The following is a 15,293-nucleotide window of genomic DNA, read 5'->3' as shown; positions in this document are numbered from 1 at the left end:
CCCCGAAAATAGGCCGTTTCTTGAAAAAAAAGTACGGAAAAGCAAAAAGCCCCGCAACAAATGCGAGGCTTTTTGATACTGAGTGGTGATCCCTACGGGACTCGAACCCGTGTTTTCGCCGTGAAAGGGCGACGTCCTAGACCGCTAGACGAAGGGACCATTCTGCACTCGAATGGCCGATTTGGAGATGGTGATCCCTACGGGACTCGAACCCGTGTTTTCGCCGTGAAAGGGCGACGTCCTAGACCGCTAGACGAAGGGACCATATATCAATCTCCGAAGCGACGGGGGCCTAGATACCGGGGTGCAGCATCCCGGTCAACATCTTTTTGCATTTTTCTTACGGTGCACCGACAAGGGCTACATCCTCAAGTGTCATTTCGACTTTTCCGCCCCCAGCCCAGGTATCTTTCTTGAGTTTTCCGGCAATATGGAAACGCCGGCCGATCCCGGTCCTGAGTTGCTCTCCGAGCGGCTCGTCCCATTGGCGGAATGCCATCGCCTTAATGGATTTGCCGTCTTTTGACTTGAAGATACAGCGCAGGTGATTCTGCCCCACCAGATCAGCCTTCAACAGGTCTACATCAGGAATAACAAAATTGGGGGTTGGGTTGCCCGCTCCAAAGGGGCCAACGGCATCAACCTGCTCAACAAGCTCCGCCGTGGCACCGGAAAGCGCCACAACACCGTCAATCTTGAGGGAACGCCGTTCAAACGCCTTGGCAACGGAGGTGCGCATCAGGTCGCGCAGGAATTCAGCGAAAGCGTCAATCTTGTCTGGTGCCATTGTCAAGCCCGCGGCCATCGCGTGACCACCACCCTTGATCAGAAGGCCGCGCTGCACAGCCTCTATCACTGCCGCCCCCATATCAACGCCGCTGATTGACCGGCCTGAACCTTTGGCCTCACCATTCTCGATAGCCATCACAAAGGTCGGCAGTCCGTATTTATCCTTGAGCCGCGACGCCACAATGCCAATGACGCCCGCATGCCAGCCCTCCCCCGACGCCACCACCACGGTATCCGGGCTTCCGGCCGCCCCTATGGCCTGCTCAACCTGCTCCATCGCAGCAGTCAATACTTCGGCCTCGATGGCGCGTCGCTCCTCATTATAGCGGTCAAGCTTTTCGGCAATCTGCCGCGCCTCCACCGGGTCATCGGTGGTCAGCAACCTGGCACCGAGATAGCTTTCACCGACACGCCCGCCTGCGTTCACCCGCGGGCCTAAAACAAAGCCCGCGTGGTAGCAGGTAGGCAGTTCGGACACCCGGCCAACGTCCGCGAGCGCCGTCAGCCCGGCTGTCCTGCGCTGTGCCATCACCTTCAGGCCCTGCGCCACCAGTGCGCGGTTCACGCCCACGAGCGGCACCACATCACACACGGTGCCAAGGGCGACGATATCCAGAAGACCAAGAAGGTTGGGCTCCCTCACACCGCCGTTAAAGTGCCCGGCATCGCGCAACGCGCGGTTAAGCGCAACACACAAGAGAAAAGCCACCCCGACGGCAGCAAGCTGGCCCAGGCCGCTCTCGTCGTCCAGTCGGTTCGGGTTCACCACGGCAACAGCTTCCGGCAACGCCGGTTCCGCCTTGTGATGATCGACTACAATCACCTCAAGGCCTGCTTCTTTCGCGGCCTTCAGCGGTTCAAACGACAAGGTGCCACAGTCCACCGTGATCGCAAGGTCCACACCGGCCTCACGCAACCCCAGAAGAGCTGGCGTGTTGGGGCCATAGCCCTCTACCATGCGGTCGGGAATATAGATACGCAAGCGTGCGCCAAGGGCACTCAGGTAACGATACAGCACGGCGCTCGATGTCGCGCCGTCCACGTCATAGTCGCCAAATATGGCGATCTCTTCCCCCGCTTGTATGGCGCGGGCAATACGGGTAACTGCCTTGTCCATATCGAGGATAACCAAAGGGTCTGGCAAGCTTTCCTTCAGGGACGGGGCGTAGAAGGAAGCAGCAGCCTCAACTTCGACGCCGCGCCCTGCGATAAGCTGCCCAACAACCATTGGCACGCCAAGGCGTTCTGAGATCGCCTCCGCGATACGCGGCACACCGCCACGCATGGTCCATGCCTGCCCCAATGCAGAGCGGCGGACCCCGAGGAGAGGTTCCGCCGCACCGGTATTTTCAGCGATAGCGTTCAAAGCTAACCCTTATTGGCGGCCGTCCGGCCCGTGAATTGACTGCACCCGACGGATTGTCTTGGTCTTGGACCGCATGGTTACCGTCTCTGTAGTGTAACAACCATTGGCGTCGCGGTGCACACCACGCAGCATCGAACCATCGGTCACACCGGTTGCCGCGAAAATCACGTCGCCGGAAGCGAGATCCATCAGCGAATATTTGCGGTTCAGGTCTTCAATGCCCCATTTGGCCGCACGGCCACGTTCGTCATCATTCCTGAACAACAGGCGCCCCTGCATCTGGCCACCGATACAGCGCAGCGCGGCGGCAGCCAATACACCTTCAGGTGCGCCGCCCGAGCCCATGTAAAGGTCAATACCCGTCCCGGCATCCGTCGTGGCAATCACCCCGGCAACGTCACCGTCACCGATCAGCGCAACACCGCAGCCTAGTTCACGCAGCTCCCGGATAAGCGCTGCGTGGCGCGGGCGGTCAAGCACACAGACGGTCATTTCACCAATGGCTTTGCCCTTGGCTTCAGCGACCGCGCGAACATTTTCGCTTGGGCTTTTGTCAAGGTCGATAATGCCCTCTGGCAGGCCACCACCAACGGCGATTTTGTCCATGTAGACGTCAGGGGCATTCAGCAGCCCACCTTCGGCGGAGATAGCAAGCACCGCAAGCGCATTGGGCATGGCCTTCGCACAAATGGTGGTGCCTTCAAGTGGGTCGAGCGCGATGTCTACTTTCGGGCCGCCGGCGCCCACTTTTTCACCGATATAAAGCATCGGTGCTTCATCGCGTTCGCCTTCACCAATAACAACAGTGCCGTCGATCGGCAGCTTGTTGAAGGCTTTGCGCATGGCTTCCACAGCAGCCGCATCCGCCGCTTTTTCGTCGCCGCGGCCATTCCATTTGCTGGCAGCAATAGCGCCTGCCTCGGTCACGCGAACCACCTCGAGAACCAGGATACGGTTCAGATCCTGTGACGACATATGATAGTTCCCCTTGATTAAGCTTCTATTCTTAGCATTGCCGGGGTCTCTAGCACACATTCCAGCTCAGTGAAACGATTCAGTGCCGACGCAACAGAAGCTTCAACAATCTCGTGCGTAGTCATGATGATATATACACCACCATCGGACGCACGGCCACGCTGTAACATGCTCTCGATAGAAACTTTTTCCTCGGCCAGTATCTTGGTGATATCAGCCATCACACCGTGACGGTCTTCCACCCGCAAACGCAAGTAATAAGTACCGCGATGTTTGGCCACAGGGACCGGGCTCGACTTCCTAAGCGCACCTGCGGGCATGCCAAGCCTTGGGCCGCCCTGCCCGCGCGCGCCATCAATGATATCCGCCATTACGGCGGATGCGGTCGGCCCTTGGCCCGCGCCAGCGCCTTCATACACTGTCTGGCCAATAAAATCGCCATCCACAACAACCGCGTTGGTAGCATTCATCACATTTGCAAGCGATGCGCTGATCGGCACCATGGCCGGATGCACACGGGTTTCAATACCTTCATCCGTGCGCTGTGCCACACCCAGCAGCTTGATGCGGTAGCCCAGTTCCTTAGCATATTCGATATCCACTGGCGCGATATTGCGGATGCCTTCGGTCGGCAGGTTTTCCATATCCGGCTCCACGCCAAACGCAAGCGATGCGAGAATGGCTGTTTTGTGCGCCGTGTCGATCCCGTCGATATCAAAGGTCGGGTCAGCCTCCGCATAGCCAAGGCGCTGGGCGTCGGCCAGTACATCACCGAAGGCAAGGCCTTCGCGCTCCATGCGAGTCAGAATATAGTTGCAGGTTCCGTTAAGGATACCCCGCACGGCAGTGATTTCGTTCCCGGCCAGCCCTTCTCGCAGGGCTTTGACAATCGGTATGCCGCCCGCAACCGCAGCTTCAAACCTGAGGTCGGCGCCGTTTTTCTCCGCCAGCGCGGCCAATTCCTTGCCGTGCATGGCAATAAGCGCCTTGTTGGCCGTGACAAAGCCAATGCCGTTCGACAGCGCCTCGCGGGCCAGAGCAAGAGCGGGCCCGTCACTACCACCGATCAGCTCAACAACCAGATTGATGCCGCTGTCTTTCGCGGCCATATCAACAGCATTATCGAACCAGCGGTACCCTGAAAGATCTACACCGCGGTCACGGTTGCGGTCGCGCGCGGAAACGCCGCCAATTTCAATTTCCCGTCCGGACCTCGCGCCAATCATGGCACCGTGTTTTTCCAAGATTTTAATTACGCCGGCACCTACGGTTCCAAGCCCCGCAATGCCGACGACGATCTTGCCACTCAAGTCCGAATTCATAAATGTCTCCACTCACACGCGCGACTGTCGCGCAGATACTGTTAGGTCACAGCCTGTTTAGCATGCCACTCAGCGATCAGTTCATCTTTGCGTGACATGAATTTCTTAATATTGCGGATAGCCTGCCTGATGCGGTGTTCGTTCTCAACCAAACCGATACGCACAAAACCCTCGCCATACTCGCCAAAGCCGATACCGGGTGCGACCGCGATCTTGGCATGCTCCAGCAACAGTTTTGAGAAGGCCATACTACCCATTTCCTGAAACTCTTGAGGGATCGGCGCCCAGGCGAACATGGACGCCTTGGGGCTTGGGATATGCCAACCGGCCGCCGCGAGGCCTTCCACCAGAACATCCCGACGCCGCTTATAGGTCTCGCGGTGCTGGTCAATACAGTCTTGCGGGCCATTGAGGGCGGCCACCGCAGCCACCTGAATGGGCGTGAAGGCGCCATAGTCCAGATAGCTCTTCACCCGGGTAAGCGCCGCCACAAGATCCTTGTTGCCCGCGCCAAAGCCCACGCGCCAGCCCGCCATGGAATAAGTCTTCGACAGGCTGGTGAATTCAATCGCGATATCCTTGGCTCCTGGCACTTGCAGGATCGAGGGGGGCGGGTTGTCATCGAAATAGATTTCACAGTAAGCAAGATCGGAAAGAACCCAAATGCCATGCTTCTTGCAAAAATCGACCACCTCTTGATAGAAAGCGAGGTCGACCACCTCGGCGGTGGGGTTGCCGGGATAACAAAGGATCACCGCTGTTGGCGTCGGGATCGCGTGCTGCACCGCATACTTCAGTTCCGTTAGAAAATCACGCCCCGGCCCCATCGGCAGATGGCGAACGGCCGCGCCCGCAATCATGAAACCGTAGGGATGGATGGGAAAACTGGGATTCGGCACCAAAATCACGTCACCGGGTGTCGTGATAGCAGACGCCAGGTTGGCTAGGCCTTCTTTTGACCCGAGCGTCACCACATTTTCGGTCTCGGGGTCGATATCCACCCCGAAACGGCGCTTGTAGTAAGCTGCATGGGCGCGCCTCAACCCGGGGATACCGCGCGAGACCGAGTAACCATGGGTGGTGGTCTTGTCCACAGTTTCCTTCAGCTTGTCGACAATGTGCTGAGGCGTCGGCAGGTCCGGGTTTCCCATCCCGAGATCAATGATATCTTCGCCCCGTGCTCGTGCCGCCGCCTTCATCTGGTTCACTTCAGCGAACAGATAAGGGGGCAGACGCCGGATGCGGTAGAAGTCCTGATTGCTCATGATGGAATTGGTCCAGATAAGGGTTGAAAATAGCTTGTTTGATATGGCCTTGGGCCACAGGCATAGCTCTAAGCGAAATTCAACGCGGGCGCAACGGCATTGCGCAATGATCGGAATGTTTTTGCACGCATAAGAGTAATAGTGTTGCGTCAGATACCTTGATCTTTTGAATAAACACAAGGCCCCGTTTTAATGTCAAAAAGGCCGGGAAACCCCGACCTATTGACACCTCCCCGTGCCCTTGGGCAACTTGTGGGTTTAATGCGTCAGTGCATCGTGCGCAATTCTAAGCGCCTTCTCTGCGCGCTTGAGCGCCATGCGACTGTGATGGTTATCAATAGAGACAATACGCATCTCCAGTTGCTCGCGCCGTGCTTCAATGGTGGCGCGGGCTTTTTCCATTGCCATTTGGCGTGCCGATGATGCCGAGGCAATTGCCTGGTCTTTCATCGCTTGCATATCTGAGGTGGCCTCAGACGCCGCTACGGCGACTTCCAGCCCGAGGTCCGCAAACTGCTTCACGTCGAACTGTGCATATACAGCTTCTGTCTGCCTGAACTGATGTTCAATATCGGAATACATCGCCTCGACCCGTGCCTCAAACGCTTCTCTGGCGTCTTCCGCGTCGTCGCATTGCCCATTATCGGACGTCATACTTGGTGTATATTCCGCGCTTTGCACTGGCTCGTCGGCCATGTCGAGCACCATGGAGCCAACGCCATCAAAAGACATTGGCCTTTCGCCTGCCATGGTCGAAGGACCAATCAGTGCCGCGACTGTCAGCGCTAATGTTGCAATTGGTTTCATTGCCACTTTCCCAAAGTGTCGAACGTGAGGCATAGAATGCTACAATATCACACTTTGCACAAGAAACTTTCCCAACGCAGCCATCACAAAAATGGGAGGAAAGCACCCGCGAGCGGTCCTATCCTCCCGATCATAAGCCGCAACTTTGTGAATTAGCGGCTTTCGGGAGTTCTTGCATCTTCCTCTGCCTGCCGCTGGCGGCGCTCCTCAAGACGTTTTTCCAGGCGCTCACGCTCGCGTTTCAGCTGTTCTTCTACATGTTTAAGGCCTTCAAGCTGGCGCCCTTCCATGTGGCCGAGTTCCTCTGCCGCTTCCTCAAGTCCCCGATAGTGATGCTTACGCAGCTCATCATCGATGTCGACCTCAATTTCGATATCGGCAAGGGCGTCGGCGATATCCTCACGCGCATCGGCCAGGTCGCCCTGGATTTCGATTCGCACACGGCTGAGCGCGCTAAAATGGTCTTCCATGCCCTCCAGCGCGTCTTCCAGTGCCTTGATTTCGATCTCGCGCATCTCTGACATTGATGGCCCATAGGAATATGCAAAGGCCATGTGATTGTCTGCTGATTTCAGCGCATCGAGCGCGTTGCGAAGTCCGTCTTCAGCGGCTTCCAGCGCTTCGCGCTCAGCTATCTTTTTCGCCTTTTCCAGGCGCTTCTCTACCTTTTCAAGGGCCTCCTCGGCCTCCTCGATAGCTTTGGCCCGCTCCTGCGCCTTGGCGCTTCTGACGGTTGCGTTCTTATGGATCACAACGGCTGGTTCACCCGCTTTGACGATCCGTATTTTCTTTTCAGCCTTTTCGGCTTTCTCCGCGGTCCCGCCCTCATCGTCGACGGTGACCATGGCATTGCCCGCACCCGCAAGCATCAGTGATGAAAGGGAAAGCCCTGCGGCAATCGCAACGCTACGTTTAAAAGAATATTTTGCTGGCATAGCCAACCTCCTCGCTTGGGCCGTTTGTACGGCTCTATCCTGCTGTTACTGACAGATGCACTTATGCTCTATCACGTTCTTGTGAGGAAACCGTGCGCTTGCGAGGGTCTTTAAGGAAGGCAAAATCGGTGGAAGGTTGGAATGATGCGACAAATTGCCCATATCTGCGACGAACCGTTCATCACAGGGAGATAAAATTCAGTCTACCGGCAGTAACAGAGCCGCAACCTTGCGACCTTCGATGAGCAGGACATTATAGGTGCGCGCAGCGGCCCCTGTGTCCATTACGTCATAGCCGATACCTTGAGCTTCAAGCGCCTGCCGAAGCGACGAGGGTATAAGCTGCATCTTCTCACCGGTGCCGATAAGGACCAGCTCTGGCTTTTGCTCCACCTCAAACGCCTTTTTGAAATCGGCCACGCCCAAGCTCCCGGTATCTGTGGCCTCAATCGGAAAAAAGCCGTTCGCCAGCACCAGCACGCCGCCAGCTATACGGCGCCCCAGCAGGCGAAAGCCGCCATCACCATAGCTTTCCACCAAAAGCAAGTCGTCACGTGACTGCGCCTCAAGGGTTACGCCTCCGGATGTGAAGCTTTTGCCTGCCATATCAACTACATCTGCTCAAATGGGTTGTTTGGGCGGGATTTATCAACCGTAGGGTCGTCTTTCTCGTCCTCGATGATCATGGCCTCACGGCGCAGGTTGAAACTCAGAAGGAGCGGCGACGCGATAAAGATCGAGCTGTAGGTACCGATCACGATGCCCCAGATCATAGCTGCCGTGAAGCCTTGGATTGCAGGACCGCCAAGGAAGAACAGGGAAAACAGAGCCAGTAGTGTTGTGAGCGATGTCATCAGGGTCCGGCTAAGTGTCTGGTTAAGCGAGACGTTGATCAATTCGTCCATCGGCATCTTGCGGAACTTGCGAATGTTCTCGCGAATCCGGTCATAAACCACCACGGTGTCGTTCAGGCTGTAGCCGATAATCGTCAGGATGGCAGCGATGATCGAGAGGTTGAATTCCAGCCTGGTCACGGCAAAGAAGCCCACGGTCAACAGCACGTCATGCACAAGAGCTACAACCGCACCAAGGCCAAACTGCCATTCGAAGCGAAACCAGATATAAATGAGGACCGCAATAACAGCGATTGTAACCGCGAGCGTACCGTCACGCTTGAGTTCTTCCGACACTGTCGGACTGATGAAATTGCCATCAAGGAAAGTAAGGCCCGGAATGGCCGCAGGCAATTCTTCACGCACCCTCTGGATAACCGCGCTCTGGGCGTCGGCATCGCCCGGCTGACGTTCGATACGGATCATCGCGTCATCCTGCCGGCCAAATTCACGGACGGAAGCACCGACATATCCCATGTCATTGACCACCTGCCGCACTTCGTCCATCGGCACAGCCTTGCCGTCTTCCATTTGAACCTCAACAGAGATCCCGCCTTTGAAGTCAATGCCATAGTTCAGGCTTTGAACGGCAAACAGCGCGATCGAGGCCACGAGGAGAATGGCGGAGAATGCAATAGCGACCTTGCGGGCAGCCATAAAGTTGATTTTGGTGTTTTCAGGTACCAGACGTAGCAACATCATCCCCTCCCCTTAAATTGGCAGTCGCGCGGGTTGTGCCCGCTTAAGCCAGGTTGCAAGAATGAGCCGCGACATTACGACTGCGGTAAACATGGACGTCAGAATGCCCACAGCAAGCGTCACGGCAAAACCCTGTACCGGGCCCGAACCAAGCATGTAAAGGACAGCCGCAGCAATGAATGTCGTGATGTTGGCATCGACGATGGTGGACATAGCTTCACCATAGCCGTGTTCCATCGCTCCAAACGGCTTGCGGCCGTTAGCTTGCTCTTCCCGGATACGCTCAAAGATCAGCACGTTGGCGTCTACGGCCATGCCGATTGTCAGTACAATACCCGCAATGCCCGGCAGTGTGAGCGTCGCCTGAAACAGGCTGAGCGCACCAAGGATCAGCACGAGGTTGGTCAGAAGCGCCACGTTGGCGGCCAAGCCAAAACGGCCATAGTAAGCAAGCATGAACACAATCACGCCAACCAAGCCCACCGTAGACGCGGTTTTGCCAGCATCAATTGTTTCCTGCCCGAGCGACGGGCCCACCGTGCGTTCCGACAGAACGGAAAGCGGAATGGGCAACGCACCTGCTTTGAGAAGCGTTGCAAGTTCCTGCGCTTCAGCCGCCGTACCTATATTGGTGATCTGGCCGCTACCGGAAAGGATCGGTACCTGAATGTTGGGCGCAGAGATCACCGAGTTATCGAGCACGATGGCGAAGGGTCGGCCAACATTATCACGCGTATGGTTGCCAAATCGCCGGGCACCTGCCGTGTTAAACGTAAACGCCACGGCTGGCCGACCGTTCTGGTCATAAGCTGCTTTTGCGTCCGTGAGGTCATCGCCGGACACGATTACCCGTTCCTTGATCACAATCTGGCCGGGGCGGTCAGAAAATGGTACCGCGCGTTCCCGCGCACCAAGGCGACCCCGGGCAATATCTTCGGGGCTGACATTCGTATTCACATCATGGAACGTCAATTTCGCCGTTTTACCAACGATGCGCTTGATTTCCTCAGGGTCACTTGCTCCGGGTACTTCCAGAACAATCCGGTCTGCCCCTTCAACCTGAAGCAAAATCTCTTTGGTGCCATCAGGGTCGATCCGTTTGCGGATAACTTCCATTGCGCGGGAAATGGCGTCGCGCTTTTGAACCTCAATGCCCTGATCAGTCAGAGACAGTGTGAAGGCGCCACCCTCGCGGGTCATTGCTACTTCCTGCACACCACCCCCGAGAAGCGCGTTGGTCGCGCCGACAGAGTTCTGCGTGAGTGGCAGAAGTTCCTGACGTGCAGCCTCTATCTGGTCTTCCGCCTCAACAGTGAATAGTACACTGCGGCCCTCAGTCTGGATACTGCGGATGCGGAAGGCACGGTTGTTGTTACGAATATCGCGCACCTGGTCGGCAAGGTTTTCAAGGCGGGCTTTCACCACGTCGTCAGTATCGGCACTATACAGAAGCCGGACGCCGCCGCGCAGATCAAGGCCAAGGCTCAGGGTCTTTGTTGGCATGAAGCCCGGCAACTCAGCCCGTTGCTCTTCAGTCAGGAAGTTGGGTGCGGCGGTCAAAACGCCGAACAGGCACACGGCCAATATCATCAGCACTTTCCAGCGCGGAAAGGTCAACATGCGAGGTCCCCTAAACGGTCAAGCGCCCGACACCATACAGGGCCGGGCGGTTTAATTATTTCTTTTTATCTTCTGCCGGTGCCGGTTCACCCTTTGCACGGACGTCTGTCAGCGTGCTTTTAACCACGCGGACACGCACACCCTCAGCAAGGTCAACATCGATCTCGTTATCGTCTTCCTTCACCTTGGCAACCTTACCAATAAGGCCACCAGCGGTCACGACGGTGTCACCGCGACGTACATTGGCAACCATCTCGCGGTGCGCCTTCATCTTTTTGTTTTGGGGCCTGAGGATCAGGAACCAGAAGATAGCAATGATCAGGATGAAGGGCAGAAAGCTCTCCAGCATGCCAAGCTGGCCAGCTGTAGCCTGTGCGAGAACGGATGAAAATAACATGTGATAACCTCTTTAAAGTCGTGGCTCCCTCAGCCACCGGGTAAATTCTTGGCCGGACTATAGCTTCATTGCCTTCAAATGCAACATTCACCATGGTATCAAGCCAATCCTAGATGGGTGCTTTTTGAGAAGGATGCAAGAGTTGAAGCCGCAGCACAATGAAAACGCCACACTTATTGCTGCCATCGACCGGCTGACCGCAGCACTGGAAGCCCAAAGAAGCGAGGCGTCAGCGCCGTCACAAAACCTTAAAGGCGCCGATGCGTATGTGTTTGATGCCGATGCAGGTACTCTAAGGCCTGTTACCCATGTTTCCGCCCCGAAACTGGAGCTCTTGAAGGGCATCGACCGGGCCAAACGCACCCTGCTTGATAACACGCGGCGCTTTGCCGCAGGTGCTTCCGCCAACAATGCCCTGCTGTGGGGTGCGCGTGGTATGGGCAAATCGACACTGATCAAGGCTGTGCATGCCGCAGTCGTGGCCGACGGCAATACAGAGGGCCCCGCTTTGGTGGAAATACACCGTGAGGATATTGCGTCCCTGCCCGGTCTCCTTGGCGATCTGCGACAAACAGACCGCACCTTTATTGTCTTCTGCGATGACCTGTCGTTCAACAACCCGGATCAGGATTTCAAAGCGCTGAAATCCGTCCTGGAAGGCGGATTGGAAGGCCGACCGGAGAATGTCATTTTTTATGCGACGTCAAACCGTCGCCATCTTTTGCCTCGGTCAATGATGGAACAAGAAAGCGCAACCGGCATCCACCCCAACGAATCAATGGACGAAACCATCGCCCTGTCTGATCGCTTCGGCCTGTGGCTAGGTTTCCACCCCTGCAATCAGGATGAATACCTCTCGATGATAGAAGGTTACCTCAGCATATTTGGCCTTAAAAGCAACGTCGACTGGCGCCCGGCAGCGCTTGAGTGGGCCAAAACACGAGGCAACAGGTCAGGACGGACGGCGTGGCAATTTGTAGTCAATGTCGCAGGCGAACTTGGAAAACGCGTCGCTTTCTAATTGTCTGCTGACGCGGTCATTTTACTAAGATACCTAAGTGGATCAAGCGCTTGTCGCCCTTTCCTTATCTCAAAGTGTAACTGTGGGTCAGTGACCCCTCCTGTATTGCCCACCCGCGCGATCACCTGGCCTTTGCTGACCTGCTCACCCTGACGAACCAGCAGGCGTTCATTGTGGGCGTAAGCCGTGATCCAGCCGCCTGCATGTTTCACCAGCAACAGGTTGCCATAGCCTTCAAGCGCGTTAGAGGCATACACCACCACGCCTGCCTCAGACGCCTTCACCGGCGTGCCCTGCCGTGCGAGAATGTTGATGCCGTCGTTGTGCAGCCCGTCCTGCTTCGGGCCAAAGCGTGAGGCCAGCCGCCCTGCCACCGGCCAGTCAAAACCGCTGGAAGACCGAGGTGGCGGTGTCGTACGCGGCACGCTGCGCCCCACGGTTTGGGGAGGTCGCACAATGCGCGGGCTGGCGGACGCCGCGGTCACACCACTTGAGCTCGCGCCACCCGGCAACCTGAGCGTTTGTCCAACTGCCAGTGTATATGGCGGCCGAATACCGTTCTCGTTCATAAGCGCCGAGACGGTTACCCCATAACTACGGGAGATGCTGTAGCCGGTTTCGCCTTTGGCCACCGTGTGGATCTGTGCGCTTGGTACCGTCAGCCGTTGCCCGATGGCAAGCGTGTAAGGCGCGCGCAAACTGTTTGCTGAGACCAGGTCCCTGACTGGTACATCATAGCGGCGAGAAATGGCGTAAAGTGTCTCCCCTTTACGGACGATGTGGTCGCCGCGCGACGAAGAACCGCTGGACCTGGCCGGGCTGGTCGTCGCTGTCTGCGGCGTTGTCGACGCATAGCGCACGGGCGGTTTGGGCTTGGTTTTAGGCCACGGAATGGGCCTCGGTGCATTGCGTACAAAACCAACCGCCGGAATATCCGCCGGCGCGACCACATACCCGCCGGTGGAACAGGCGGAAAGCATAAATATCACCGCCACGCTCAGGCTCAAGCGTGGGGTTGCATGCTTAAAAATTGATCCTCCGCCCGTCATGCTCAAAAGATAGCTGGATGCCTTCCGCTCGGCAACAGATCAGTATGATTTTATAATGCGCTATCCACCTTGCCCAGCATGGAGCGTCGGGTTTCATGGTGGGTCAGGTCAAGATGAAGCGGTGTCACGGAAATATAAGCCCCGCGGATCGCCTTGAGATCGGTCTCATGGCCCGGCACCCCCATCTCACGCCCGAGACCAAACCAGTAGTATGTAAAGCCACGGGGGTCGACCCGTTCCTCGATATTGGTGCCGGACAGCTCCCGCAGGCCCTGCTCGGTCACCTTGATGCCCTTGACATCCGCAGGCGGAACCGCCGGGAAGTTCACGTTCATCAGTACGTTTTCCGGCCATCCGGTCTCAATAAGGCGTTTGATAACGATGGGTGCAAACTGCTCAGCCGTTTCCCAGCGTGTTTTTGTATCAGGCCGGGTGCATTGGCTCAGTGCAATTGACGGCACACCGGCAAGCTGACCTTCCATGGCCACAGAGACGGTACCGGAATAGGTCACATCCTCAGCCATATTGCCGCCCCGGTTCACACCGGACAGGATCAATGTGGGTTTATGGTCCTTCATAATCTTGTTGACGGCCATCATCACACAGTCAGTAGGTGTGCCAGAAACCGCCCAGCGCTTTTCAGCAAGCTGACGCAAGCGCAGCACACGTGAAAGCGTCAGGGAATGACCGGCGCCCGATTGTTCTTCCTCTGGCGCCACTACCCAAACATCATCACTGAAGTGGTTGGCAATGCGCTCGAGCACTTCAAGGCCCGGCGCGTTGATGCCGTCATCGTTGGAAACAAGAATGCGTGCTGGTGAAATTGCAGCCATAAGCCTCGCCTGTTTTAGGTTTTAGGCGCCGACAACCTCTGCGCCGCCCATATAGGGTTTCAGGGCTTCCGGCACACGAATGCTGCCATCAGCCTCTTGATAATTCTCAATCACCGCAATGAGCGTCCGGCCAATTGCCAAGCCGGAGCCATTGAGCGTATGCACAAATTGTGTCTGCTTTTCGCCCTTTGCACGGCAGCGCATCTTCATGCGGCGCGCCTGAAAATCACCGCAGGTCGAACAGCTTGAGATTTCGCGGTAGCGGTCCTGCCCCGGCAGCCAGACTTCAATGTCATAAGTCCGCCGCGCGCCAAAGCCAATGTCGCCGGTGCACAACTTGACGGTGCGGAACGGCAACTCAAGCCGCTTGAGCACTTCCTCGGCGCAAGCCGTCATGCGCTCAAGCTCCTCGTCGGACTTTTCCTCGGTCGTCACGGTCACCATCTCGACCTTCTCGAACTGGTGCTGGCGGATCATACCACGGGTATCGCGGCCCGCGGAACCAGCTTCAGCACGGAAACACTGGCTATGCGCGGTAAAGCGCAGCGGCAGGGCCTCCTCGTCCAGAATTTCGCCGGAGTGCAGGTTCGTCAGCGTCACCTCAGACGTCGGGATCAACCAGTGGTCCGTCGTCGTTTTGAAGGCGTCCTCGCCAAACTTCGGCAACTGGCCGGTGCCGAGAAGCGCTGTGTCACGCACCATGGCGGGCGTAATAACCTCGGTATAGCCGTGTTCCCTGGTATGCAAGTCCAGCATGAACTGCCCCAGCGCACGGTGAAGCCGCGCAATACCGCCCGAAAGCACCACGAAGCGTGAGCCAGAAAGCTTGGCCGCGCGCTCGAAGTCCATCATGCCAAGGGCTTCGCCAATGTCGAAATGCTCCTTTGGCGCAAAATCAAATGTGCGAGGCGAGCCCCAGGTGCGCACTTGCTCATTGTCTTCTTCATCCACTCCGTCCGGCACATCGTCATAGACCATATTGGGCAGGCTCATCAGCAGGGTGGTCAACTCTTCGCCAACCGCGCGCTCTTCTTCCTCAAGCTCGGAAAGCCGACTTTTGAGCCCGGAGACTTCAGCCATCAGGGCCTGCGCCTCTTCCTCATTACCCTGCCCCTTGGCGCGGCCAATCAGTTTGGAGGCTTCATTCCGGCGAGCCTGTGCGGTTTGCGCTTCGGTCAAAAGCGCCCGGTGCTTTTCGTCAAGCGACAGAATTTCCTGCGCCCGGGCATCTTCGCCGCGACGGGCAAGCGCCGCGTCAAAAGCTTCAGGGTTTTCGCGGATGAATTTCAGGTCAAACATAATAATCCCGGTTTTGTCGCGTG

14 protein-coding genes and 2 tRNA genes are annotated in these 15,293 nt (G+C 56.9%); 1 reads left to right on the top strand and 15 read right to left on the bottom strand.

Translation table 11 applies throughout. The features are described from left to right. Positions 1-83: 83 nt before the first annotated feature. The 12 genes from OEU85_RS10300 to yajC all read right to left on the bottom strand — a co-directional run bounded on the left by OEU85_RS10300 (position 84) and on the right by yajC (position 11,068). Positions 84-159 (bottom strand) — tRNA-Glu (locus OEU85_RS10300). A 29-nt stretch (positions 160-188) separates the two neighbouring features. After that, positions 189-264, bottom strand: a tRNA-Glu gene (locus OEU85_RS10295). A 76-nt stretch (positions 265-340) separates the two neighbouring features. Continuing rightward, a complete protein-coding gene (recJ, locus tag OEU85_RS10290; protein WP_262691387.1) occupies positions 341-2,155 on the bottom strand; it encodes a single-stranded-DNA-specific exonuclease RecJ in 1,815 nt (604 codons plus the stop codon). A 9-nt stretch (positions 2,156-2,164) separates the two neighbouring features. Continuing rightward, complete coding sequence (gene glpX, locus OEU85_RS10285) at positions 2,165-3,130, bottom strand: class II fructose-bisphosphatase (protein ID WP_262691386.1); 966 nt, start codon at positions 3,128-3,130, stop codon at positions 2,165-2,167. Positions 3,131-3,147: 17 nt separating this feature from the next. Then, positions 3,148-4,452, bottom strand: coding sequence for a homoserine dehydrogenase (locus OEU85_RS10280; protein WP_262691385.1), 1,305 nt, complete (start codon positions 4,450-4,452; stop codon positions 3,148-3,150). Positions 4,453-4,493: 41 nt separating this feature from the next. Beyond that, positions 4,494-5,717, bottom strand: coding sequence for an LL-diaminopimelate aminotransferase (locus OEU85_RS10275; RefSeq protein WP_262691384.1), 1,224 nt, complete (start codon positions 5,715-5,717; stop codon positions 4,494-4,496). A gap of 258 nt (positions 5,718-5,975) precedes the next feature. Next, a complete protein-coding gene (locus tag OEU85_RS10270) occupies positions 5,976-6,524 on the bottom strand; it encodes a hypothetical protein (RefSeq protein WP_262691383.1) in 549 nt (182 codons plus the stop codon). Between the two features lie 152 nt (positions 6,525-6,676). Further along, positions 6,677-7,459 (bottom strand): hypothetical protein, encoded by a 783-nt coding sequence (locus OEU85_RS10265; RefSeq protein ID WP_262691382.1) that lies wholly within the window; start codon positions 7,457-7,459, stop codon positions 6,677-6,679. A gap of 198 nt (positions 7,460-7,657) precedes the next feature. Beyond that, positions 7,658-8,065 (bottom strand): Mth938-like domain-containing protein, encoded by a 408-nt coding sequence (locus tag OEU85_RS10260; RefSeq protein ID WP_262691381.1) that lies wholly within the window; start codon positions 8,063-8,065, stop codon positions 7,658-7,660. Positions 8,066-8,070: 5 nt separating this feature from the next. Then, positions 8,071-9,054: a protein translocase subunit SecF gene (gene secF / locus OEU85_RS10255; protein WP_262691380.1), complete on the bottom strand. Its 984-nt coding sequence runs from the start codon at positions 9,052-9,054 to the stop codon at positions 8,071-8,073. Between the two features lie 9 nt (positions 9,055-9,063). After that, positions 9,064-10,671 carry a protein translocase subunit SecD gene (gene secD, locus OEU85_RS10250; protein ID WP_262691379.1) on the bottom strand — a complete coding sequence of 536 codons (1,608 nt, stop codon included), beginning with the start codon at positions 10,669-10,671 and terminating at the stop codon, positions 9,064-9,066. Between the two features lie 55 nt (positions 10,672-10,726). After that, entirely contained in the window at positions 10,727-11,068 is a 342-nt protein-coding gene (gene yajC, locus OEU85_RS10245) for a preprotein translocase subunit YajC (RefSeq protein ID WP_262691378.1), read from the bottom strand. A 133-nt stretch (positions 11,069-11,201) separates the two neighbouring features. Between yajC and OEU85_RS10240 the strand changes: the two genes are divergently transcribed. Next, positions 11,202-12,089 carry an ATP-binding protein gene (locus tag OEU85_RS10240; protein WP_394805412.1) on the top strand — a complete coding sequence of 296 codons (888 nt, stop codon included), beginning with the start codon at positions 11,202-11,204 and terminating at the stop codon, positions 12,087-12,089. Here OEU85_RS10240 and OEU85_RS10235 read toward each other — a convergent pair. The 3 genes from OEU85_RS10235 to serS form a co-directional block, all read right to left on the bottom strand. After that, positions 12,086-13,084, bottom strand: coding sequence for a M23 family metallopeptidase (locus OEU85_RS10235; protein WP_262691376.1), 999 nt, complete (start codon positions 13,082-13,084; stop codon positions 12,086-12,088). The genes OEU85_RS10240 and OEU85_RS10235 overlap by 4 nt on opposite strands. 104 nt (positions 13,085-13,188) lie before the next feature. Further along, entirely contained in the window at positions 13,189-13,971 is a 783-nt protein-coding gene (surE, locus tag OEU85_RS10230) for a 5'/3'-nucleotidase SurE (protein WP_262691375.1), read from the bottom strand. Between the two features lie 21 nt (positions 13,972-13,992). Beyond that, positions 13,993-15,270: a serine--tRNA ligase gene (serS, locus tag OEU85_RS10225; protein WP_262691374.1), complete on the bottom strand. Its 1,278-nt coding sequence runs from the start codon at positions 15,268-15,270 to the stop codon at positions 13,993-13,995. Positions 15,271-15,293 lie beyond the last annotated feature (23 nt).

It is taken from the genome of Kordiimonas aestuarii (assembly GCF_025574465.1).
GTDB lineage: Bacteria > Pseudomonadota > Alphaproteobacteria > Sphingomonadales > Kordiimonadaceae > Kordiimonas > Kordiimonas aestuarii.
The sequence above is the reverse complement of the archived record's forward strand: the minus strand, read 5'-3'. Positions and strand labels throughout refer to the sequence as shown.

What these genes read in the sequence shown, in the direction of transcription:
- glpX (WP_262691386.1), bottom strand. Translation starts at nt 3,130, where the DNA reads ATGTCGTCACAGGATCTGAACCGTATCCTGGTTCTCGAGGTGGTTCGC.
- OEU85_RS10280 (WP_262691385.1), bottom strand. Translation starts at nt 4,452, where the DNA reads ATGAATTCGGACTTGAGTGGCAAGATCGTCGTCGGCATTGCGGGGCTT.
- OEU85_RS10275 (WP_262691384.1), bottom strand. Translation starts at nt 5,717, where the DNA reads ATGAGCAATCAGGACTTCTACCGCATCCGGCGTCTGCCCCCTTATCTG.
- OEU85_RS10270 (WP_262691383.1), bottom strand. Translation starts at nt 6,524, where the DNA reads ATGAAACCAATTGCAACATTAGCGCTGACAGTCGCGGCACTGATTGGT.
- OEU85_RS10265 (WP_262691382.1), bottom strand. Translation starts at nt 7,459, where the DNA reads ATGCCAGCAAAATATTCTTTTAAACGTAGCGTTGCGATTGCCGCAGGG.
- OEU85_RS10260 (WP_262691381.1), bottom strand. Translation starts at nt 8,065, where the DNA reads ATGGCAGGCAAAAGCTTCACATCCGGAGGCGTAACCCTTGAGGCGCAG.
- secF (WP_262691380.1), bottom strand. Translation starts at nt 9,054, where the DNA reads ATGATGTTGCTACGTCTGGTACCTGAAAACACCAAAATCAACTTTATG.
- secD (WP_262691379.1), bottom strand. Translation starts at nt 10,671, where the DNA reads ATGTTGACCTTTCCGCGCTGGAAAGTGCTGATGATATTGGCCGTGTGC.
- yajC (WP_262691378.1), bottom strand. Translation starts at nt 11,068, where the DNA reads ATGTTATTTTCATCCGTTCTCGCACAGGCTACAGCTGGCCAGCTTGGC.
- OEU85_RS10240 (WP_394805412.1), top strand. Translation starts at nt 11,202, where the DNA reads ATGCAAGAGTTGAAGCCGCAGCACAATGAAAACGCCACACTTATTGCT.
- surE (WP_262691375.1), bottom strand. Translation starts at nt 13,971, where the DNA reads ATGGCTGCAATTTCACCAGCACGCATTCTTGTTTCCAACGATGACGGC.
- serS (WP_262691374.1), bottom strand. Translation starts at nt 15,270, where the DNA reads ATGTTTGACCTGAAATTCATCCGCGAAAACCCTGAAGCTTTTGACGCG.